The sequence below is a fragment of the Pantoea latae genome, from assembly GCF_002077695.1.
GTDB classification, from domain to species: Bacteria; Pseudomonadota; Gammaproteobacteria; order Enterobacterales; family Enterobacteriaceae; genus Pantoea; species Pantoea latae.
The window spans coordinates 34,587-55,259 of sequence record NZ_MWUE01000023.1; the positions used below are offsets into that span (position 1 = coordinate 34,587).

Genomic DNA, 20,673 nt, shown 5'->3' on the forward strand with positions numbered 1-20,673 from the left:
CCGCTAGACTGCTTTTGTAGTCCGATCTTTGTCATAAATCTGTCATATTTCCTACATTTCACTGTCATCAAACTGTCCTATTTTCCCTCCTGCAGCAATCACTGACTCCAACTACAACGGCTTCAAGCCTGAGATAAACTCCCCTGGAGGGAACATGACACTGATGCGTAGCACCGTAGCCCGAATCCTTACCGCCACTCTCGCCGTCAGCGCGGTCTCTGCCTTTGCAGCCACCGATTTGACGGGCGCGGGCGGTACTTTCCCGGCGCCGGTTTATGCCAAGTGGGCAGCAGAATATCAGCAAGCCACCGGTAGCAAAGTTAACTACCAGGGCATTGGTTCATCCGGCGGCGTTAAGCAGATCATCGCGAAAACCGTGGATTTCGGTGCGTCAGATGCGCCGATGAAAGAGGAAGACCTGCAGAAAAACGGCCTGTTTCAGTTCCCGACCGTGATTGGCGGCGTTGTGCTGGCCGTGAACATTCCGGGCGTGAAATCAGGCGGCCTGACGCTCGACGGCAAAACCGTTGGCGACATCTACCTGGGCAACATCAAAAAGTGGAACGATCCGGCGATCGCTAAGCTGAACCCGGGCGTAAAACTGCCAGAGACCAATATCAACGTGGTGCGCCGCGCGGATGGTTCCGGCACCTCCTTCGTTTTCACCAGCTACCTGGCGAAGGTGAACGAAGAGTGGAACAGCAAAATCGGCAAAGGCAACACCGTTAACTGGCCGACCGGTCTGGGCGGCAAAGGCAACGACGGCGTTGCGGCGTTCGTTCAGCGTCTGCCGGGCTCTATCGGCTACGTGGAATACGCCTATGCCAAGCAGAACAACCTGACCTACACCAAACTGGTCGACGCTGACGGCAAGCCGGTCGCGCCGAGCGAAACCAGCTTCTCTAACGCGGCGAAAGGCGCGGACTGGAGCAAATCCTTCGCGCAGGACCTGACCTTCCAGAAAGGCAATGATGCGTGGCCGATCACCTCCACCACCTTCATTCTGGTCTACAAAGATCAGGCGAACGCCGAGAAAGGCAGCGAAGTGCTGAAATTCTTCGACTGGGCCTACAAAAACGGCGACAAAACCGCGACCAGCCTGGACTACGCAACCCTGCCGGAGAGCGTAACGCAGCAGATCCGCGACGCCTGGAAAGCCAATATCAAAGACAGTTCAGGCAAGGCGCTGTACCAGTAAGCGAACAACTCCGGCCGGACGCGCGTCCGGCCAGATCGACGGGCGGCCGCGCGCCGCCCTGACAACTTCTGAAGAATGAGACTTCTATGGCTGCAACGAAGCCGGCATTCAAAGCCCCCGGTAAGCAAGGTGACATGATTTTCGGCGCGCTGGTTAAACTGGCTGCGCTGATTGTGCTGTTGCTGTTGGGCGGCATTATCGTCTCCCTGATTTTCTCCTCCTGGCCAAGCATCCAGAAATTTGGGTTTTCCTTCTTGTGGAACAAAACCTGGGATGCGCCGAACGAAGAATTTGGCGCGCTGGTGCCGATTTACGGCACCCTCGTGACCTCGCTGATTGCGTTAATCATCGCCGTGCCGGTGAGCTTCGGCATCGCGCTGTTCCTCACCGAACTCTCGCCCGGCTGGCTGCGCCGTCCGCTCGGCACCGCCATTGAGCTGCTGGCGGCGATCCCCAGCATCGTTTACGGCATGTGGGGCCTGTTTATCTTCGCGCCGCTGTTTGCTGAGTATTTCCAGACGCCGGTCGGCGAGGTGATGTCGACCATTCCGTTCGTCGGCGCGCTCTTTTCCGGCCCGGCCTTCGGCATCGGCATTCTGGCGGCGGGCGTGATTCTGGCGATCATGATCATTCCTTACATCGCCTCGGTGATGCGCGATGTGTTCGAGCAGACGCCGGTGATGATGAAAGAGTCCGCCTACGGCATCGGCTGCACCACCTGGGAAGTGATCTGGCGCATCGTGCTGCCGTTCACCAAAAACGGCGTGATTGGCGGCGTGATGCTCGGCCTCGGGCGCGCCCTCGGCGAAACCATGGCGGTGACCTTTATTATTGGCAACACCTACCAGCTCGACAGCCCTTCGCTGTTTATGCCGGGCAACAGCATCACCTCCGCGCTGGCGAACGAGTTCGCCGAAGCTGAATCGGGCGTGCATGTCGCCGCGCTGATGGAGCTGGGGCTGATCCTGTTTGTTATCACCTTTATCGTGCTGGCGATTTCCAAATTAATGATCCTGCGCCTCGCGAAGCGTGAAGGAGCGCGCTCATGACGACGATTGAACTGCAGGCTCGCGCCGAACTGGACGCGTCACGCCGCAAAATGCAGGCGTGGCGCAGCACCAAGAACAAGATCGCGCTGGCGCTGTCGCTGCTGACCATGGCCTTCGGCCTGTTCTGGCTGGTGTGGATCCTCTTCACCACCGTTACGCGCGGCGTAGACGGGCTGAGCTGGTCGCTGTTCACCGAATCAACGCCGCCGCCCAACACCGCCGGCGGCGGGCTGGCCAACGCCCTGGCGGGCAGCGGCCTGCTGATTTTATGGTCGACGGTGATTGGCACGCCGCTGGGCATTCTGGCGGGCGTCTATCTGGCGGAATATGGCCGCAAGTCGGCGCTGGCGGAAGTGATCCGCTTTATTAACGACATCCTGCTCTCGGCGCCGTCGATCGTGGTCGGCCTGTTTGTCTACACCATCGTAGTGGCGCAGATGCAGCATTTCTCCGGCTGGGCGGGCGTGATTGCGCTGGCGCTGCTGCAGATTCCTATCGTGATCCGCACCACGGAAAACATGCTGCGGCTGGTGCCGGACAGCATGCGTGAAGCGGCCTACGCGCTCGGCACGCCGAAGTGGAAGATGATCTCCGCCATTACGCTGAAGGCGTCGGTGTCGGGCATCCTGACCGGCGTGCTGCTGGCGATCGCCCGTATCGCGGGGGAAACCGCGCCGCTGCTGTTTACCGCGCTGTCGAATCAGTTCTGGTCCACCGATATGATGCAGCCGCTGGCGAACCTGCCGGTCACCATCTTTAAATTCGCGATGAGCCCCTTTGCCGAGTGGCAGAGCCTGGCTTGGGCGGGCGTGCTGATTATCACGCTTTGCGTGCTGCTGCTGAATATCCTGGCGCGCGTGATCTTCACCAAGAGCAAAAACAGCTAACCTTCGGCGCTGCTCAGGCGGCGCCGTTTAAGAGAGACGAGCAATGAGCATCGCGACTTCCAACAGCGGTAAAATTCAGGTGCGCAACCTGAACTTCTATTACGGTAAATTTCACGCGCTGAAGAACATCAACCTGGATATCGCCAGGAACCAGGTCACCGCGTTTATCGGTCCGTCAGGCTGCGGCAAATCGACCCTGCTGCGCACCTTTAACAAAATGTATTCGCTCTATCCCGATCAGCGCGCCGAAGGCGACATTCTGCTGGATGGCGACAATATTCTCGCCTCCAGCCAGGATATCGCCCTGCTGCGCGCCCGCGTCGGCATGGTGTTTCAGAAACCGACTCCGTTCCCGATGTCGATCTACGACAATATCGCCTTTGGCGTGCGTCTGTTTGAAAAGCTGTCGCGCGCCGATATGGACGAGCGCGTACAGTGGGCGCTGAGCAAGGCGGCGCTGTGGAATGAAACCAAAGACAAGCTGCATCAGAGCGGTTACAGTCTCTCCGGCGGTCAGCAGCAGCGCCTGTGCATCGCGCGCGGCATCGCCATTCGCCCGGAAGTGCTGCTGCTGGACGAGCCCTGCTCCGCGCTCGACCCGATCTCGACCGGCCGCATTGAAGAGCTGATCACCGAGCTGAAGCAGGACTACACCGTGGTGATCGTGACGCATAATATGCAGCAGGCGGCGCGCTGCTCCGATCATACCGCCTTTATGTATCTGGGCGAGCTGATTGAATTCAGCGACACCGACCGCCTGTTCACCAAACCGGCGCAGAAGCAGACCGAAGATTACATTACCGGCCGCTACGGCTGATTCTCAGGAGATAGCCATGGATAACCTCAATCTGAACAAACATATCTCCGGTCAGTTCAATGCGGAGCTGGAGCATATTCGCACCCAGGTGATGATCATGGGCGGCATGGTGGAGCAGCAGCTGACCGACGCCATCACCGCGATGCACAACCTTGACGGCGAACTGGCGCAGCGCGTGATCGACGGCGACCAGAAGGTCAATATGATGGAAGTGGAGATCGATGAGGCCTGCGTGCGCATCATCGCCAAGCGCCAGCCCACCGCCAGCGACCTGCGTCTGGTGATGGCGATCATCAAGACCATCTCCGAACTGGAACGCATCGGCGACGTGGCGGAAAAAATCAGCCGCACCGCGCTGGAGAAGTTCGGCCAGCAGCATATGCCGCTGCTGGTGAGCCTGGAGTCGCTGGGACGTCATACCGTCGAGATGCTGCATGACGTGCTGGACGCCTTCGCGCGCATGGATCTCAACGAAGCGATTCAGATCTACCGCGAAGATAAAAAGGTTGATAAAGAGTATGAAGGCATTGTGCGCCAGCTGATGACCTACATGATGGAAGATCCGCGCACCATTCCGAGCGTGCTGACCGCGCTGTTCTGCGCTCGCGCCATCGAGCGTATCGGCGACCGCTGTCAGAACATCTGCGAAATTATCTTCTATTTCGTCAAAGGTCAGGACTTCCGCCACGTCGGCGGCGATAAGCTGGACGAGCTGCTCTCCGGCGACGACGGCTCCAACAAACCCTCCTGATTATCCTCCGCCGTGCGCCGCCTGGTGCACGGCTCGCCGCTTTTTCTGTCACACGCAACCGTTTCCTTTATATACTTGGCGCACTTTTTCCCGATTAAGGTGCTGATTCATGTCTCTTTCCCGCAGTAAGCAGAGCGTAACGCCGGCGAAGGCGATGCTGGCCGCGGTCAGCGGTTACGCCATGGATGGATTCGATCTGCTGATCCTGGGGTTTATGCTGCCGGCGATTAGCCTGTCGCTGGCGCTGGATCCGTCGCAGGCGGGGTCGCTGGTCACCTGGACGCTGATTGGCGCGGTGATCGGCGGCATTCTGTTCGGCCATCTCAGCGATCGCTTTGGCCGCATTCGCATTCTCACCGTCACCATTCTGATGTTCTCGGTTTTCACCGGGCTGTGCGCAGTGGCGCAGGGCTACTGGGATCTGCTGGCGTATCGCACGCTGGCGGGCATGGGGCTGGGCGGCGAGTTTGGCATCGGTATGGCGCTGATCGCCGAGGCCTGGCCGGCGGAAAAGCGCAACCGCGCCTCGGCGTGGGTTGGCATCGGCTGGCAGCTCGGCGTGCTGCTGGCGGCCTTTATCACCCCGCCGCTGCTGGGCGTGATCGGCTGGCGCGGCATGTTTCTGGTCGGCCTGCTGCCAGCGCTCTTTTCCTTTATGCTGCGGCGCAGCATGGGCGAGCCGGAGGCCTTTACCCGTCAGGCGCAGAGCGCGCCGTCGCTGTCGTTCGCCGCGCGTCTGAAAATGCTGGTACAGGATCGCGCCACGGCGAAAGCGAGCCTCGGCATCTTTATCCTGACCTCGGTGCAGAATTTCGGCTATTACGGGCTGATGATTTGGATGCCAAGCTATCTCTCGGCTAACTTCGGCTTCAGCCTGACCAAATCGGGCCTGTGGACCGCGGTCACGGTGGTCGGCATGACCTTCGGCATCTGGCTGTTCGGCGTGCTGGCGGATCGCTTTGCGCGCTGGAAGATTTTCCTGCTCTATCAGTTCGGTGCCGTGGCGATGGTGGTGATTTACGCCCAGCTGCGCGACCCCACCGTGATGCTGTTTACCGGCGCGCTGATGGGCATGTTCGTCAACGGCATGATCGGCGGCTACGGCGCGCTGATCTCCGACACCTTTCCGCCGCAGGCGCGCGCCACGGCGCAGAACGTGTTGTTTAATCTCGGGCGCGGCGTCGGCGGCTTCGGCCCGCTGGTGATTGGCCTGCTGGCAGCGAAGATCTCTTTTGTCGCGGCGATTACCCTGCTGGCGCTGATCTACCTGCTGGATATCGTTGCCACACTCTTTCTGCTGCCGAAAAAGCAGGGCAACGACGATTCGCTGGGCGCGATTGGGTAAGTCGCAGAGGATTAGTCGGCGACCAGCTGCCAGCCGCGTGCGCGCCACAGGGCGGGCAGCTCCGCCATATCGGTAAAGCGCGTCACCAGCGGGTGATCGATGTCGGGATTGTGCGCGTCCGCGCAGTAGTAGAAGACCGGGATGCCCGCCGCAATGCCGGAACGCGCGCCCGCTTCCGAATCATCCACCAGAATGCAGCGCTCTACCGGCAGCTGCATCTGCCCGGCGGCGTGGTGCATCAGCGCCGGATCGGGCTTCCAGCGCCCGATATCGTAGCCGCTGTAGAGTCGGTCGCGAAACCAGGGCAGCATGCCGGTCAGCCCCAGCGAGTGCTGCATCTTTTTAACCGTGCCGTTGGAGACGACGCACATCGGCACGGTAATTTTCTCCACCAGCGCCTTCGCGCCGGGAATTTCCGTCAGCGACGCGTCGAACAGGCGCGCCACCTCGGCGCGATAGTCGGTTTCAAACGTCGCCTGCGGCAGCGTGGTGTGATGCCTGTCGGCCACGTCGCGAATAATGTCGTAGAGCTGAACCCCTTTATACCTCTCAAACATCTCCTGCAGGGAGCAGTCGATCCCGTAGCGGGCAAAGGTGTTGACGTAGGCCTCGGTGCAGAGTCGCTCGCTGTCCACCAGGGTCCCGTCGCAGTCAAAAAACACACACTCTACTGACATCTGTCGCCATCCTCTTGTTTTCGGGAGAGCCCACACTTTAACCTAATCGCGGCAGATTGCGATCCCGGAAACGGTTGCGAAAAATCATTGTATTGGCGCGGCAAAGCGGTCAGGATACGCGCCGAGTTCTTTTCATCAGGATCGTTGGCATGAGTAAACAAGGCCTTTTGCAGTGCGTTTTTAAGCTGCAGGAACACGGCACCACGGTGCGCACCGAGGTTATCGCCGGTGTCACCACTTTCCTGACGATGGTCTACATCGTCTTCGTTAACCCGCAGATCCTCGGCGTGGCCGGCATGGACACCCAGGCGGTGTTCGTCACCACCTGCCTGATTGCCGCCTTCGGCAGTATTCTGATGGGGCTGTTCGCCAACCTGCCGGTGGCGCTGGCGCCGGCGATGGGGCTAAACGCCTTTTTCGCCTTCGTGGTGGTCGGCGCGATGGGCTATTCGTGGCAGGTGGGCATGGGCGCCATTTTCTGGGGCGCGCTGGGCCTGCTGATCCTGACGCTGCTGCGCGTGCGCTACTGGATGATCGCCAATATCCCGCTGAGCCTGCGCGTTGGCATTACCGCCGGCATCGGCTTGTTTATTGCCATGATGGGCCTGAAAAACGCCGGCATTATCGTTGCCAATCCCGACACCATCGCCGCGGTCGGCAATCTGACCTCGCACAGCGTGCTGCTCGGCGCGCTCGGCTTCTTTATTATCGCCATTCTGGCGTCGCGCAATATTCATGCGGCGGTGCTGATCTCAATGGTGATCACCACGGCTCTCGGCTGGGCGCTCGGCGACGTGAAGTTTGTCGGCGTTTTCTCCGCGCCGCCGGCGATTAACAGCGTGGTTGGCCAGGTGGACATTAAAGGCGCGTTCAATATCGGCATGGCGGGCGTGATCTTCTCTTTTATGCTGGTTAACCTGTTTGACTCTTCCGGCACCCTGATCGGCGTGACCGATAAAGCGGGCCTGACCGATGAGAAAGGCACCTTTCCGCGCATGAAGCAGGCACTGTTCGTCGACAGCTTCAGCTCGGTAACCGGCGCGCTGGCGGGCACCTCGTCAGTGACCGCTTACATCGAAAGTTCGTCCGGCGTGGCCATCGGCGGCCGCACCGGATTGATGGCGGTGGTGACCGGCGTGCTTTTTCTGCTGGTGATGTTCCTGTCGCCGCTGGCGGCGATGGTGCCAGGCTATGCGGCCGCAGGCGCGCTGATTTACGTTGGCGTGCTGATGACCGCTAGCCTGTCACGCGTGCGCTGGGACGATCTTACTGAAGCGGTGCCGGCTTTCGTCACCGCGGCGATGATGCCGTTCAGCTTCTCGATTACCGAAGGCATCGCGCTGGGCTTTATCGCCTACTGCGTGATGAAACTGGGCACCGGCCGCTGGCGCGAAATTAGCCCCTGCGTGGTGGTAGTGGCGCTGATGTTCGTGCTGAAAATCGCGTTTATCGACGCGCATTAAAGAGAAGGCCGCTATGCGGCCTTTTTTACATCTCTGGCCGGGCGCTGCGCTCCAGCGGCGAGCTGGTCAGCCGCAGCGTGCGCGGCCCGATATTCGGCTTGCTCATCTCTACGTCGCGCAGCGCATGCCACTGCTGGGACGCATCGACTTCCCACAGGTGCAGACGCTGCGTGGCGGGCGACAGGGCGCATGACCAGACCAGCGTCGGCTCCGCGTCGCACACCGCCTGAATATCGGGGTAGCTCGTCGAGCGCAGACGCCCGGCCGCAGGCTGCAGCCGCAGCGACGCCATATGGTCGTCGCCTTCGCCGGTCAGCTTGAGAATGCTCTGACGCAGCGTCCAGATCTGCGTCACCGCCTCCATAAAATCCTGCTGCGCATTGATCCAGGCGCGTTCGCCCGAGGTCAGCGCCTGCATCAACTGCTCCTGCGTCTGACGACTGTGGGCGCGAACGATCTCCATATCCAGCCCGGCGCGGCCGCCTTCCTCCGCCAGCAGTACGCCGACGATATTGCCAGCATAGGCGATGCTGAAATCAGGCAGATCGCGATCGGCAAAGGCGGGACGGCCATTGCTGTGGGTAACGAGCGTGGGAAGGGTGTGGATGCCGTAAACGCGCAGCATCAACTGCGCCAGCATCAGGCGGGCAATAAGAAAACGTCCACGTCGCTTATCAGGAAGCAGGCGCGCCTGATCGATCACCTCCTGCGGCATGCGCATGGCGTCGGCAACGATGCCAGCATCGCCCATCCAACGTACAAAATGACCCGCCATCTGTCGCTCCGTGAAAATGGTCACTTAATCATCAGGGGCGCATTGTAAGAATTTTCTGAGCACATTGCATCCGGCATGAAACAGAATCGGGCAATATTCAGAATTGACTGATAAAAGCGGCGGGAAGAGAAGAGCCGCTGCGCGCTGGCGCAGCGGATAGCGCGTCAGGCAAACTGACAGGCCTGTTCAAAACGCAGGCGCGGCAGGCGCTGATGCAGTTTTTCCGCATCGCCGTAGCCGAGGTTAATCAACAGATTGACCTGCCAGCTGCTGCCGGCGAAAAACGCCTCGTTGATTTTCGCCGGATCGAAGCCGGACATCGGGCCGGCATCGAGGCCGAGCGAACGCGCCGCCAGAATCAGATAACCCGCCTGCAGGCTACTGTTGCGAAAGGCGGTCTCTTTCGCCAGTTCCGGGCTGCCGGTGAACCAGCTGCGCGCGTCAGCGTGCGGAAACAGCTGCGGCAGCTGCTCGTAGAATGCCAGATCGTGAGCTACGATCACCGTCACCGGCGCGGTCATGGTCTTTTCCAGATTGCCAGACGACAGCGCGGGCTTCAGCTTCTCTTTGCCTTCCTGCGAGGTGACGAACACGAAGCGGCCAGGGGAACAGTTGGCCGAGGTTGGGCCCAGCGCGGTCAGCGCGTAGAGCTGCTCCAGCACGCCGGCTTCAAGAGGTTTGTTCTGCCAGTAACTATGGGTGCGGGCCTGGTTAAAAAGCTGGTCCAGCGCGGGTTGGTCGAGCGGGGTCTGCATTCTACTCTCCTTTGTCTGGCGGAAACGGCCGCCTGAGGCTTGTCGTGTCGAAGGCGCATCGGCAAAGCCAACGCGGTCTTCTCTCGTTTATACCCCAAGGGCCGTGCGCCGCCAAATAGCAAAGGCGCAAATAAGCAGAAGCTATGGTGAGGCGATGGTCACTTGCCAATACAGAAGCTGGAGAATATCCGTCCCAGCAGATCGTCAGAGGTAAACTCGCCGGTGATCTCGCTCAGCGCCTGCTGCGCCAGACGCAGCTCTTCCGCCAGCAGTTCGCCCGCCCAGGCGCCCAGCAGCTGCGCCTTGCCCTGCTGTAAATGCGTCGCCGCTAACTCCAGCGCCTGAAGATGACGACGGCGCGCCAGGAAGCCGCCTTCCATATTGCCGGAAAAGCCCATCGACTGTTTCAGATGGTCGCGCAGCGCCTCGACGCCCGCGCCGGTGCGCGCCGAGAGCCGGATCAGTGAGTGGCTGTTCACTTCCGTCAGGCCCAGCGTTTCGCCAGTGACGTCCGCTTTGTTGCGCACCACGGTAATCGGCAGCGCCGCGGGCAGACGCGAAACAAAGTCGGGCCAGATTTGCGCCGCTTCCGTGGCGTCGGTGGTGGTGCCGTCCACCATAAACAGCACGCGATCCGCCTGTTCAATCTCCTGCCAGGCGCGCTCGATGCCGATACGCTCGACCTCGTCGCTGGCCTCGCGCAGCCCGGCGGTATCGATGATATGCAGCGGCATGCCGTCGATATGAATATGCTCGCGCAGCACGTCGCGCGTGGTGCCGGCGATATCGGTGACGATCGCCGCGTCGCGGCCGGCCAGCGCGTTGAGCAGGCTCGACTTCCCGGCGTTCGGGCGACCTGCGATCACCACCTTCATGCCCTCGCGCAGCAGGCTGCCCTGACGCGCCTCGGCGCGCACGCCATCCAGCTCGACGATCACGTCGTCGAGCTGCGCTTCGATTTTGCCGTCGGAAAGAAAATCGATCTCCTCATCGGGGAAGTCGATAGCCGCCTCGACATAGATGCGCAGGTGAGTAAGGGCTTCCACCAGCTGATTGATGCGGGTGGAGAAAACGCCCTGCAGCGAGTTCACCGCCGAACGCGCCGCCTGCTCGGAGCTGGCGTCAATCAGATCGGCGATCGCTTCGGCCTGCGCCAGATCGAGCTTGTCGTTGAGAAAGGCGCGCTCAGAGAACTCGCCCGGCTGGGCGATGCGCACGCCCGGCAGCGCGACGATGCGTTTCAGCAGCAGATCGAGGATCACCGGGCCGCCGTGGCCCTGCAGCTCCAGCACATCCTCGCCGGTAAAGGAGTTCGGGCCGGGAAACCACAGCGCGATGCCCTGATCCAGCACGCTGCCGTCGGCGTCTTTAAACGGCAGATAGTCGGCGTAGCGCGCCTTCGGCAACTTGCCGAGCACCTGCTGCGCCACCTCAGCGGCGCGCGCGCCGGAAATACGCAAAATACCGACGCCGCCGCGTCCGGGAGGCGTCGCCTGGGCGACGATAGTATCGCTGTGGCTCATGGATTTTTCTCTCGCTAAAAAATAAGGCGGTCGTAATGACCGCCTCAGGGTAAACCAGATTGTCAGACGGGCGTAAGCGCGTTACGCCTTCTTCTTGTCGCGGCTGTGCAGACCGCGTTTTTCCAGCCCGCGATAAATCAGCTGCTGCTGGAGAATGGTGACCAGGTTGCTGACGATGTAGTACAGCACCAGACCTGACGGGAACCACAGGAAGAACACGGTAAAGATAACCGGCATATAGGTCATGATCTTCTGCTGCATCGGATCGGTCACGGTAGTCGGTGACATCTTCTGAATGAAGAACATGGTGATGCCCATCAGAATCGGCAGGATGTAGTAGGGGTCCTGCGCCGACAGGTCATGGATCCAGAGTACGAACGGCGCGTGGCGCAGCTCCACCGAACCAGACAGCATGTAGTAAAGCGCAAGGAAGATCGGCATCTGGATAACCAGCGGCAGACAGCCGCCCAGCGGGTTGACCTTCTCCGCTTTATACAGCGCCATCATCTCCTGACTCTGCTTCTGCTTATCGTCGCCCAGGCGCTCGCGCATCGCCTGAATCTTCGGCTGCAGCATGCGCATTTTCGCCATCGAGGTGTACTGCGCTTTGGTCAGCGGGTACATGATGCCGCGCACGATAAAGGTGATGACGATAATGGAGAAGCCCCAGTTACCGATAAAGCTGTGGATAAACTTCAGCAGCTTGAACAGCGGCTGAGAGATAAACCACAGCCAGCCGTAGTCGACCGTCAGGTCGAGATGCGGCGCGACGGCAGCCATCTTGTCCTGAATTTCCGGACCGACCCACAGCGTGGCGCCCAGATCCTGCTGCTGACCCGCCGCCACGGTTACCGGCGCAGATTTATAGCCGATCGCCGCCACGCCGTTGCCCAGGTTGCTGGTGTAGAGCGCGTTGTTGCCAGCGGTGCGCGGCACCCATGCGGTCGCGAAGTACTGCTGCAGCATCGCCACCCAGCCGTTGCTGGTGGTGGTGCTCAGGTTTTCGTTATCCGCGATGGTGTCGAACTTGTACTTTTCGTACTTCTCGTCGCTGGTGGAGTAGGCCGCGCCGCGGAAGGTATGCAGCGCAAAGTTGTTGCTGCCGGTGTCGCGATGCTTAGGCAGATCGATGGTCTGCTTCAGCTGGCCGAACAGCGACACTTCCAGCGGCTGCTGCGTGGTGTTGTTGACGTTGTAGTTCACGTCCACCGCGTACTCGCCGCGCTTGAAGACGAAGGTTTTGGTGTAAACCACGCCGTTTTCCGCGGTGTAGGTCATCGGCACGCGCAGTTCGGTCTGGCCGTCGGCCATTTCGAAGTGATCCTGTGCGGCGGTGAACAGCGGACGCGCGCCGTTGTTCGGGTTATCCGGACCGTTGCGGCCAGTCAGCCCGCTCTGTGCCTGGTAAACGAAGGACGGCGTGGTCTCCAGCAGCTGGAACGGCTGGTCGGAACCCAGTTTGTCCGGGTAGGTCAGCAGCTGTGCTTGCTCGACATCGCCACCGCGGGTGTTGATATTCAATGACAGGACATCAGTCTTAACGGTGATCGTTTTGCCCTGGCCGCTGGCCGGTACGCCCTGGCTGGCGGCATCACCTGCTGCGCTGTTGGTGTTTTGCGTGGTCTGGGTCTGCTGCGGCTGCGGAGCGTGGTCCGTCTGCCAGGCTTGCCAGATCATGAAAGACACGAACAGAAAAGCGATGAGAAAGAGATTGCGTTGCGAATCCATCGTTAATGTTCTCTGGTATCAAAGGTTTTTTGGCGGCACAGGATCGTCACCACCCGGGTTCAAAGGGTGGCATTTTAATACGCGTTTGAGTGTCAACCAACTGCCTTTTATCAGGCCAAACCTGCGTAACGCCTCAATTCCATAATGAGAGCAGGTTGGCTGAAACCGACAGTGTGGTCCCAGCAAGGGGCTGATGCCGCGCTGATAGACGCGGATCAGGACGATCAGGAGCCGCGCGCCAGGCGACAGTGACGACGCCATAACTTCTCCAACGCTTCCGCCAACGTACGGTTGTCGAGGTCGGCAATCCCCTTTTTCGCCACAACGACGAAATCCATCGCCGGCAATTCATGCTGACGCAGACGAAAGCTTTCACGGGTCAGACGTTTGATCCGGTTGCGTTCGTGCGCGCGCTTGACGTGCTTTTTAGCGACGGTAAGACCGATGCGGGGATGCCCCAGCGAATTAAGGCGGCCGAGGATGGTGATTTGCGGCGTGCCAGCCCGTTGTGGCTGCTGGAAGACGAAAGTGAAATGAGTGGGAGTTAACAAACGTAACTCCCTGGGAAATGCGAGCTTAACCACGAGGGTTAGCTTTTATTACTTAGAAACGGTCAGACGAGAACGGCCTTTAGCACGACGACGTGCCAGAACCTGACGACCATTTTTGGTTGCCATACGAGCACGGAAGCCGTGAGAACGGTTGCGCTTCAGTACGGACGGTTGAAAAGTGCGTTTCATGGCGATTTCTACCTAAACTTGAAAAATTTCACTGGGTGACGCGTTATGTGGGCCAGTAAAACGACCAACGCCTCAATGTGTCTTTAATAAAGAGGCGGGATTGTAATAATTGTACAGTCCGGAGTCAATTTACTTCGCTGGTCGCGGTACCTGGAAACCCGGATACAGCCCGCTGAGTCCGGGCATTGGGCAGAGCGCGACAACGCCGGGGGAAGAATTATACGGCCTCCGCTTTAAAGCGCAAGGATCCTGCGGGATCTTCTTACGATCGGCGGCCTGAAAAAGCGGGCTAAAACGAGAGGTCGCCTGAAAAAGCCCGCTTTTGCCAACGATCCCCGCAGCTTTTTTCGCCAGCAGGCGTAAACTGTTTTACCTGTCCACGGCCTGTGGATAAAAAGGATCAAAACTGTGTAGAAAGTGAAGATCTCTGACTCGCTTTGCGCTATGATCCGCCCTTCCGCTGACGATCCGGTCGCGATCCCAGGGGCGGAAACCGCTGATAGCGGTCGCAGGCGCTTTCTACCGTCTGTGTCAAAAATGAACGTTTCTTTATTAGCGCCTACTATTTCTTATCGATTTTGTACAAGTGGAGTCCGCCGTGTCACTTACGCTCTGGCAACAGTGTCTTGCCCGTTTGCAGGATGAGCTTCCTGCCACCGAATTCAGCATGTGGATTCGACCGCTGCAGGCGGAGTTAAACGACAATACGCTGGCCTTGTATGCACCAAATCGGTTTGTGCTCGACTGGGTACGAGATAAATATATTAATAATATCAACGGGCTGCTCAACGAGTTTTGCGGCGTAGACGTGCCTTTGCTGCGTTTTGAAGTCGGCACGCGCCCGGTACAGCAGCAGCCCGCGGCGATGAGCCAGCCGGCAATGGCGAGCGTCAGCGCGCCCGCGCCGGTCGAGAGCCGTCCCGCGCCCGCGCAGATCCTGCGCCCAAGCTGGGACAACGTCCCGGCGCCGGCCGATGTGACCTACCGCTCCAACGTGAACAACCGCCATAACTTCGACAACTTCGTCGAGGGTAAGTCCAACCAGCTGGCGCGCGCGGCGGCGCGTCAGGTTGCGGACAACCCTGGCGGCGCCTATAACCCGCTCTTCCTTTATGGCGGCACCGGTCTCGGTAAAACGCACCTGCTGCATGCGGTGGGCAACGGCATCATCGCGCGCAAGCCGAACGCCAAAGTGGTTTACATGCACTCCGAGCGCTTTGTGCAGGACATGGTCAAAGCGCTGCAAAACAACGCTATCGAAGAGTTCAAGCGTTACTACCGCTCGGTGGATGCGCTGCTTATCGATGACATTCAGTTCTTCGCCAATAAAGAGCGCTCGCAGGAGGAGTTTTTCCACACCTTCAACGCGCTGCTGGAAGGCAATCAGCAAATCATTCTGACCTCGGACCGTTATCCTAAAGAGATCAACGGCGTGGAAGATCGTCTGAAATCCCGCTTTGGCTGGGGACTGACGGTCGCCATCGAGCCGCCGGAGCTGGAGACGCGCGTGGCGATCCTGATGAAAAAGGCGGATGAGAACGATATCCGCCTGCCGGGCGAAGTTGCCTTTTTTATCGCTAAACGGCTGCGCTCCAACGTGCGCGAGCTGGAAGGGGCGCTGAACCGCGTTATCGCCAACGCCAACTTTACCGGCCGCGCCATTACCATCGATTTCGTGCGCGAAGCGCTGCGCGATCTGCTGGCGCTGCAGGAAAAGCTGGTCACCATCGACAATATCCAGAAGACGGTGGCCGAGTATTACAAGATTAAGGTCGCGGATCTGCTCTCCAAGCGCCGTTCGCGTTCGGTCGCGCGTCCTCGCCAGATGGCGATGGCGATGGCGAAAGAGCTGACGAACCACAGTCTGCCGGAGATCGGCGACGCCTTTGGCGGCCGCGACCACACCACGGTGCTTCACGCCTGCCGTAAAATCGAGCAGCTGCGCGAAGAGAGCCACGACATAAAAGAAGATTTCTCTAATCTCATCCGAACTTTATCCTCCTGACGCTATGAAATTTATTGTTGAACGTGAGCAGTTGCTAAAGCCGCTGCAGCAAGTCAGCGGCCCGTTAGGCGGTCGTCCAACGCTGCCGATCCTGGGAAATCTGTTGATGCAGGTTAACGACGGCACGCTGTTGCTGACCGGCACCGACCTGGAAATGGAGATGGTGGCGCGCGTGGCGCTGACCCAGCCGCACGAGCCGGGCGCGACCACCGTGCCGGCGCGTAAGTTCCTCGACATCTGTCGTGGACTGCCGGAAGGCGCGGAGATCAACGTTACGCTGGAAGGCGAACGAATGCTGGTGCGCTCCGGGCGCAGCCGCTTCTCGCTGTCGACCCTGCCGGCCAGCGACTTCCCTAATCTGGACGACTGGCAGAGCGAAGTGGAGTTTACGCTGCCGCAGGCGACGCTGAAGCGCCTGATCGAGGCGACGCAGTTCTCCATGGCGCATCAGGATGTGCGTTACTACCTTAACGGCATGCTGTTCGAGACCGAAGGCGAAGAGCTGCGCACCGTGGCCACCGACGGCCACCGTCTGGCGGTCTGTTCGATGCCGATTGGCCAGGCGCTGCCGAACCATTCGGTGATCGTGCCGCGTAAAGGGGTGATTGAGCTGCTGCGTCTGCTGGACGGCGGCGAAACGCCGCTGCAGGTACAAATCGGCAGCAGCAATATCCGCGCCCACGTCGGCGACTTTATCTTTACCTCTAAGCTGGTGGATGGCCGCTTCCCCGACTATCGCCGCGTGCTGCCGAAAAATCCCGATAAGGTGCTGGAAGCGGGCTGCGATATTCTTAAGCAGGCCTTTGCGCGCGCCGCCATTCTGTCGAATGAGAAATTCCGCGGCGTTCGCCTCTATATCACCGAGAATCAACTGAAGATCACCGCCAACAACCCTGAACAGGAAGAGGCGGAAGAGATGCTGGACGTCACCTACGGCGGCAGCGAGCTGGAGATCGGCTTTAACGTCAGCTATGTGCTGGACGTGCTAAATGCGCTGAAGTGCGAGAGCGTGCGACTGCTGCTGACCGATTCGGTGTCGAGCGTGCAGATTGAAGATCTCGCCAGTCCGGCAGCGGCCTACGTCGTGATGCCCATGCGCTTGTAGGATATATCGGCCTGGCTTACTTGCTACTTTGCGTCCGGGCAGTGCTCGTCCCTGGTCACATACTTTAGTATGCTCACAGGGCCTGCGCGCTGGCCGGACGCAAAGTAGCGGCGACGCCGACGGCCTGGATCGCCTGAATAACGACACTTCTTAAATGCCTTCACGCTGGACTGATTCATGGCTTTAACCCGCCTCCTTATCAAAGACTTTCGTAATATCGAGCAGGCCGATCTGGCGCTGGCGCCGGGGTTTAACTTCCTGGTCGGGGCGAACGGCAGCGGCAAAACCAGCGTGCTGGAGGCGATCTACACGCTGGGCCACGGCCGCGCGTTTCGCAGCCTGCAGGCGGGACGCGTGATCCGCCACGACGAGGCCGCCTTTGTGCTGCACGGCCGCATTGAGAGCAGCGAACGGGAAATATCGGTCGGCCTGACCAAGAACCGCGCGGGCGACAGCAAGGTGCGCATCGACGGCAGCGACGGCCATAAAGTCGCCGAGCTGGCGCAGCTGCTGCCGATGCAGTTAATTACGCCCGAAGGGTTTACTTTGCTCAACGGCGGCCCCAAATACCGTAGAGCCTATGTCGACTGGGGCTGTTTTCACAACACGCCCGGTTTCTTTAACGCCTGGAGCAATTTGCGGCGGCTGCTAAAGCAGCGCAACGCCGCGCTGCGCCAGGTCACGCGCTATAGCCAAATCCGCGCCTGGGACCAGGAGCTGGTGCCGCTGGCGGAGCAGATCAGCCAGTGGCGCGCAGAGTACAGCGACGCCATTTCTGCGGAGATCGTCGCCACCTGCGCGCAGTTTTTGCCGGAATTCGCGCTGAACTTCTCTTTTCAGCGCGGCTGGGACAAAGAGAGCGCCTACGGCGAGCTGCTGGAGCGCAATTTCGAACGCGATCGCGCGTTAACCTACACCGCCAGCGGCCCGCATAAAGCGGATTTCCGCATTCGCGCCGACGGCACGCCGGTCGAAGATCTGCTGTCGCGCGGCCAGTTAAAACTATTGATGTGTGCATTGCGTCTGGCGCAGGGCGAGTTCCTGACGCGCCAGAGCGGACGCCGCTGTCTTTACCTGATTGATGACTTCGCCTCCGAGCTGGATGACAGCCGTCGACGCCTGCTGGCGCAGCGACTGAAAGCCACGCAGGCTCAGGTGTTTGTCAGCGCTATCGCCACCGATCATGTCATCGATATGAGTGACGAAAAGGGCAAGATGTTCCGCGTGGAACAGGGTAAAATAGCGGTTCAACCTGAAGATTAAATGAGCGAGAAACGTTGATGTCGAATTCTTATGACTCCTCAAGTATCAAAGTTCTAAAAGGGCTGGATGCGGTACGCAAACGCCCGGGTATGTATATCGGCGATACGGATGACGGCACCGGTCTGCACCACATGGTATTCGAGGTCGTGGATAACGCAATCGACGAAGCGCTCGCCGGTCACTGTAGTGATATCGTCGTGACCATTCATGCCGATAATTCCGTTTCCGTTCAGGATGATGGCCGTGGCATTCCCACCGGCATTCACGAAGAAGAGGGCGTTTCCGCTGCGGAAGTGATCATGACCGTGCTGCACGCAGGCGGCAAGTTCGACGACAACTCCTATAAAGTGTCGGGCGGCCTGCACGGCGTGGGCGTCTCGGTGGTTAATGCCCTGTCGCAGAAGCTGGAGCTGACCATTCGTCGCGAAGGCAAAGTGCACCAGCAGACCTACGTGCACGGCGTGCCGCAGGCGCCGCTGAACGTCACCGGCGAAACCGATCTGACCGGTACCCGCGTGCGCTTCTGGCCGAGCCATGAGACGTTCACCAACGTGGTCGAATTCGAATACGAAATCCTGGCGAAACGCCTGCGCGAGCTGTCGTTCCTGAACTCCGGCGTGTCGATTCGTCTGGAAGACAAGCGCGACGGCAAGGCCGATCACTTCCACTACGAAGGCGGCATCAAGGCGTTCGTCGAATACCTGAACAAGAACAAAACCCCGATCCACCCGAATGTGTTCTATTTCTCCACCGAGAAAGACGGCATTGGCGTGGAAGTGGCGCTGCAGTGGAATGACGGCTTCCAGGAGAACATCTACTGCTTCACCAACAACATTCCGCAGCGCGACGGCGGCACGCACCTGGCGGGCTTCCGCGCCGCGATGACGCGTACGCTGAATGCCTATATGGACAAAGAGGGCTACAGCAAGAAGGCGAAGGTCAGCGCTACCGGCGATGACGCCCGCGAAGGCCTGGTTGCCGTGGTGTCGGTCAAAGTGCCGGATCCCAAATTCTCCTCGCAGACCAAAGACAAGCTGGTGTCGTCTGAGGTGAAATCTGCGGTAGAGCAGCAGATGAACGAGCTGCTGAGCGAATACCTGCTGGAAAACCCGAGCGACGCTAAAATCGTGGTCGGCAAGATCATCGATGCGGCGCGCGCGCGTGAAGCGGCGCGTCGCGCCCGTGAAATGACCCGTCGTAAAGGCGCGCTCGACCTCGCAGGCCTGCCGGGCAAGCTGGCGGATTGTCAGGAGCGCGATCCGGCGCTCTCTGAAATCTACCTGGTGGAGGGTGACTCCGCAGGCGGCTCGGCGAAACAGGGCCGTAACCGTAAGAATCAGGCGATTCTGCCGCTGAAGGGTAAAATCCTTAACGTAGAAAAAGCGCGTTTCGACAAGATGCTCTCTTCGCAGGAAGTGGCGACGCTGATCACCGCGCTGGGCTGCGGCATCGGCCGCGACGAGTACAACCCGGACAAGCTGCGCTACCACAGCATCATTATCATGACCGATGCGGACGTCGACGGCTCGCACATCCGTACGCTGCTGTTGACCTTCTTCTATCGTCAGATGCCGGAAATCATCGAGCGTGGCCACGTTTATATCGCGCAGCCGCCGCTCTACAAGGTGAAGAAAGGCAAGCAGGAGCAGTACATCAAAGACGATGAGGCGATGGATCAGTATCAGATCGCCATCGCGCTGGACGGCGCGACGCTGCACACCAACGCCAGCGCGCCGGCGCTGGGCGGCGAGCCGCTGGAAAACCTGGTGGCGGAGTTCAACAGCACGCAGAAGATGATCAAGCGCATGGAGCGTCGCTATCCGGTCGCGCTGCTGCGCGCGCTGGTTTACCATCCGACGCTGAGCGACCTGAGCAATGAAGCAGAGGTTCAGGGCTGGCTGGACGCGCTGGTGGCGTTCCTGAGCGAGCGCGAAGCGCACGGCAGCACCTACGTTGCGCAGGTGCGCGCCAACCGCGAGCAGAACCTGTTCGAACCGGTGCTGCGCGTGCGCACGCACGGCGTCGACACCGACTACACGCTGGACGCCGATTTCGTTCAGGGGCCGGAATACCGCAAAATCAACGTGCTGGGCGAGAAGCTGCGCGGCCTGATTGAGGAAGACGCCTACATCGAACGCGGCGAGCGCCGTCAGCCGGTCGCCAGCTTCGAGCAGGCTATCGAGTGGCTGGTGAAAGAGTCGCGTCGCGGTCTGTCGGTACAGCGTTATAAAGGTCTGGGCGAGATGAACGCCGAGCAGCTGTGGGAAACCACCATGGATCCCGACAGCCGTCGCATGCTGCGCGTCACCATCAAAGACGCCATCGCCGCCGACCAGCTCTTCACCACGCTGATGGGCGATGCGGTTGAGCCGCGCCGCGCCTTTATCGAAGAGAACGCGCTGAAAGCGGCGAATATCGATATTTAAGCTTACATACGGCGATTAAAGCTAAAGCGCGGGTGACAGAAACCGAAGAGCAAAGCGTCCCGCGACAAGGACAAAAACGCCGGGAGCGTTTTTGAACAACGCAGCGCGTTGGCCCGTTTACGGGTGCGCCTCAGGAAGAGGCGCGTATTTGCGCGGGCCGAGCGGT

Annotated in this window: 18 protein-coding genes and 1 pseudogene; 11 read left to right on the top strand and 8 right to left on the bottom strand. The window is 59.8% G+C overall.

Features of this window, described 5'->3' with window-relative positions; all coding sequences use genetic code 11:
* Nucleotides 1–154 precede the first annotated feature (154 nt).
* The 6 genes from pstS (at nucleotide 155) to B2J69_RS15460 (ending at nucleotide 6,047) form a co-directional block, all read left to right on the top strand.
* Nucleotides 155–1,198 (top strand): phosphate ABC transporter substrate-binding protein PstS, encoded by a 1,044-nt coding sequence (pstS, locus tag B2J69_RS15435; protein ID WP_081140537.1) that lies wholly within the window; start codon nucleotides 155–157, stop codon nucleotides 1,196–1,198.
* Between the two features lie 86 nt (nucleotides 1,199–1,284).
* Nucleotides 1,285–2,247 carry a phosphate ABC transporter permease PstC gene (gene pstC / locus B2J69_RS15440; protein ID WP_081140538.1) on the top strand — a complete coding sequence of 321 codons (963 nt, stop codon included), beginning with the start codon at nucleotides 1,285–1,287 and terminating at the stop codon, nucleotides 2,245–2,247.
* Nucleotides 2,244–3,134 carry a phosphate ABC transporter permease PstA gene (pstA, locus tag B2J69_RS15445; protein WP_081140539.1) on the top strand — a complete coding sequence of 297 codons (891 nt, stop codon included), beginning with the start codon at nucleotides 2,244–2,246 and terminating at the stop codon, nucleotides 3,132–3,134. The genes pstC and pstA overlap by 4 nt, the downstream gene beginning before the upstream one ends.
* 43 nt (nucleotides 3,135–3,177) lie before the next feature.
* Nucleotides 3,178–3,951, top strand: coding sequence for a phosphate ABC transporter ATP-binding protein PstB (gene pstB / locus B2J69_RS15450; protein ID WP_081140540.1), 774 nt, complete (start codon nucleotides 3,178–3,180; stop codon nucleotides 3,949–3,951).
* Between the two features lie 16 nt (nucleotides 3,952–3,967).
* A complete protein-coding gene (gene phoU, locus B2J69_RS15455) occupies nucleotides 3,968–4,702 on the top strand; it encodes a phosphate signaling complex protein PhoU (RefSeq protein ID WP_081140541.1) in 735 nt (244 codons plus the stop codon).
* A gap of 109 nt (nucleotides 4,703–4,811) precedes the next feature.
* A complete protein-coding gene (locus B2J69_RS15460) occupies nucleotides 4,812–6,047 on the top strand; it encodes an MFS transporter (protein ID WP_081140542.1) in 1,236 nt (411 codons plus the stop codon).
* Nucleotides 6,048–6,058: 11 nt separating this feature from the next.
* Here the strand turns inward: B2J69_RS15460 and yieH are convergent, their stop codons facing one another.
* Nucleotides 6,059–6,724, bottom strand: a complete 666-nt coding sequence (yieH, locus tag B2J69_RS15465) for a 6-phosphogluconate phosphatase (RefSeq protein ID WP_081140543.1) — start codon at nucleotides 6,722–6,724, stop codon at nucleotides 6,059–6,061.
* Nucleotides 6,725–6,873: 149 nt separating this feature from the next.
* Here yieH and B2J69_RS15470 point away from each other — a divergent pair, with 149 nt between their 5' ends.
* Entirely contained in the window at nucleotides 6,874–8,187 is a 1,314-nt protein-coding gene (locus B2J69_RS15470) for an NCS2 family permease (RefSeq protein WP_081140544.1), read from the top strand.
* Between the two features lie 25 nt (nucleotides 8,188–8,212).
* On the opposite strand, the gene B2J69_RS15475 is transcribed toward B2J69_RS15470, so the two are convergent.
* From B2J69_RS15475 to rpmH, 7 genes and pseudogenes are all read right to left on the bottom strand, one after another.
* A complete protein-coding gene (locus B2J69_RS15475; protein ID WP_081140545.1) occupies nucleotides 8,213–8,962 on the bottom strand; it encodes a 4'-phosphopantetheinyl transferase family protein in 750 nt (249 codons plus the stop codon).
* Nucleotides 8,963–9,126: 164 nt separating this feature from the next.
* Nucleotides 9,127–9,717 (bottom strand): malonic semialdehyde reductase, encoded by a 591-nt coding sequence (locus tag B2J69_RS15480; protein ID WP_081140546.1) that lies wholly within the window; start codon nucleotides 9,715–9,717, stop codon nucleotides 9,127–9,129.
* Nucleotides 9,718–9,875: 158 nt separating this feature from the next.
* Nucleotides 9,876–11,240 carry a tRNA uridine-5-carboxymethylaminomethyl(34) synthesis GTPase MnmE gene (gene mnmE / locus B2J69_RS15485; protein ID WP_081140547.1) on the bottom strand — a complete coding sequence of 455 codons (1,365 nt, stop codon included), beginning with the start codon at nucleotides 11,238–11,240 and terminating at the stop codon, nucleotides 9,876–9,878.
* An 81-nt stretch (nucleotides 11,241–11,321) separates the two neighbouring features.
* Nucleotides 11,322–12,968, bottom strand: coding sequence for a membrane protein insertase YidC (gene yidC / locus B2J69_RS15490; RefSeq protein WP_081140548.1), 1,647 nt, complete (start codon nucleotides 12,966–12,968; stop codon nucleotides 11,322–11,324).
* Between the two features lie 2 nt (nucleotides 12,969–12,970).
* Nucleotides 12,971–13,229, bottom strand: a pseudogene (yidD, locus tag B2J69_RS15495) (membrane protein insertion efficiency factor YidD).
* Entirely contained in the window at nucleotides 13,193–13,552 is a 360-nt protein-coding gene (rnpA, locus tag B2J69_RS15500; RefSeq protein WP_081140549.1) for a ribonuclease P protein component, read from the bottom strand. The pseudogene yidD and the gene rnpA overlap by 37 nt, the downstream one beginning before the upstream one ends.
* 15 nt (nucleotides 13,553–13,567) lie before the next feature.
* Nucleotides 13,568–13,708 carry a 50S ribosomal protein L34 gene (rpmH, locus tag B2J69_RS15505; RefSeq protein WP_003849659.1) on the bottom strand — a complete coding sequence of 47 codons (141 nt, stop codon included), beginning with the start codon at nucleotides 13,706–13,708 and terminating at the stop codon, nucleotides 13,568–13,570.
* A 598-nt stretch (nucleotides 13,709–14,306) separates the two neighbouring features.
* On the opposite strand from rpmH, the gene dnaA reads away from it, so the two are divergent.
* From dnaA to gyrB, 4 genes are all read left to right on the top strand, one after another.
* Nucleotides 14,307–15,713, top strand: coding sequence for a chromosomal replication initiator protein DnaA (dnaA, locus tag B2J69_RS15515; protein ID WP_081140550.1), 1,407 nt, complete (start codon nucleotides 14,307–14,309; stop codon nucleotides 15,711–15,713).
* Between the two features lie 4 nt (nucleotides 15,714–15,717).
* Nucleotides 15,718–16,818: a DNA polymerase III subunit beta gene (gene dnaN / locus B2J69_RS15520; protein ID WP_081140551.1), complete on the top strand. Its 1,101-nt coding sequence runs from the start codon at nucleotides 15,718–15,720 to the stop codon at nucleotides 16,816–16,818.
* Nucleotides 16,819–16,995: 177 nt separating this feature from the next.
* Nucleotides 16,996–18,081 (top strand): DNA replication/repair protein RecF, encoded by a 1,086-nt coding sequence (gene recF / locus B2J69_RS15525; RefSeq protein WP_081140552.1) that lies wholly within the window; start codon nucleotides 16,996–16,998, stop codon nucleotides 18,079–18,081.
* Between the two features lie 17 nt (nucleotides 18,082–18,098).
* Nucleotides 18,099–20,507: a DNA topoisomerase (ATP-hydrolyzing) subunit B gene (gyrB, locus tag B2J69_RS15530; protein ID WP_081140553.1), complete on the top strand. Its 2,409-nt coding sequence runs from the start codon at nucleotides 18,099–18,101 to the stop codon at nucleotides 20,505–20,507.
* Nucleotides 20,508–20,673 lie beyond the last annotated feature (166 nt).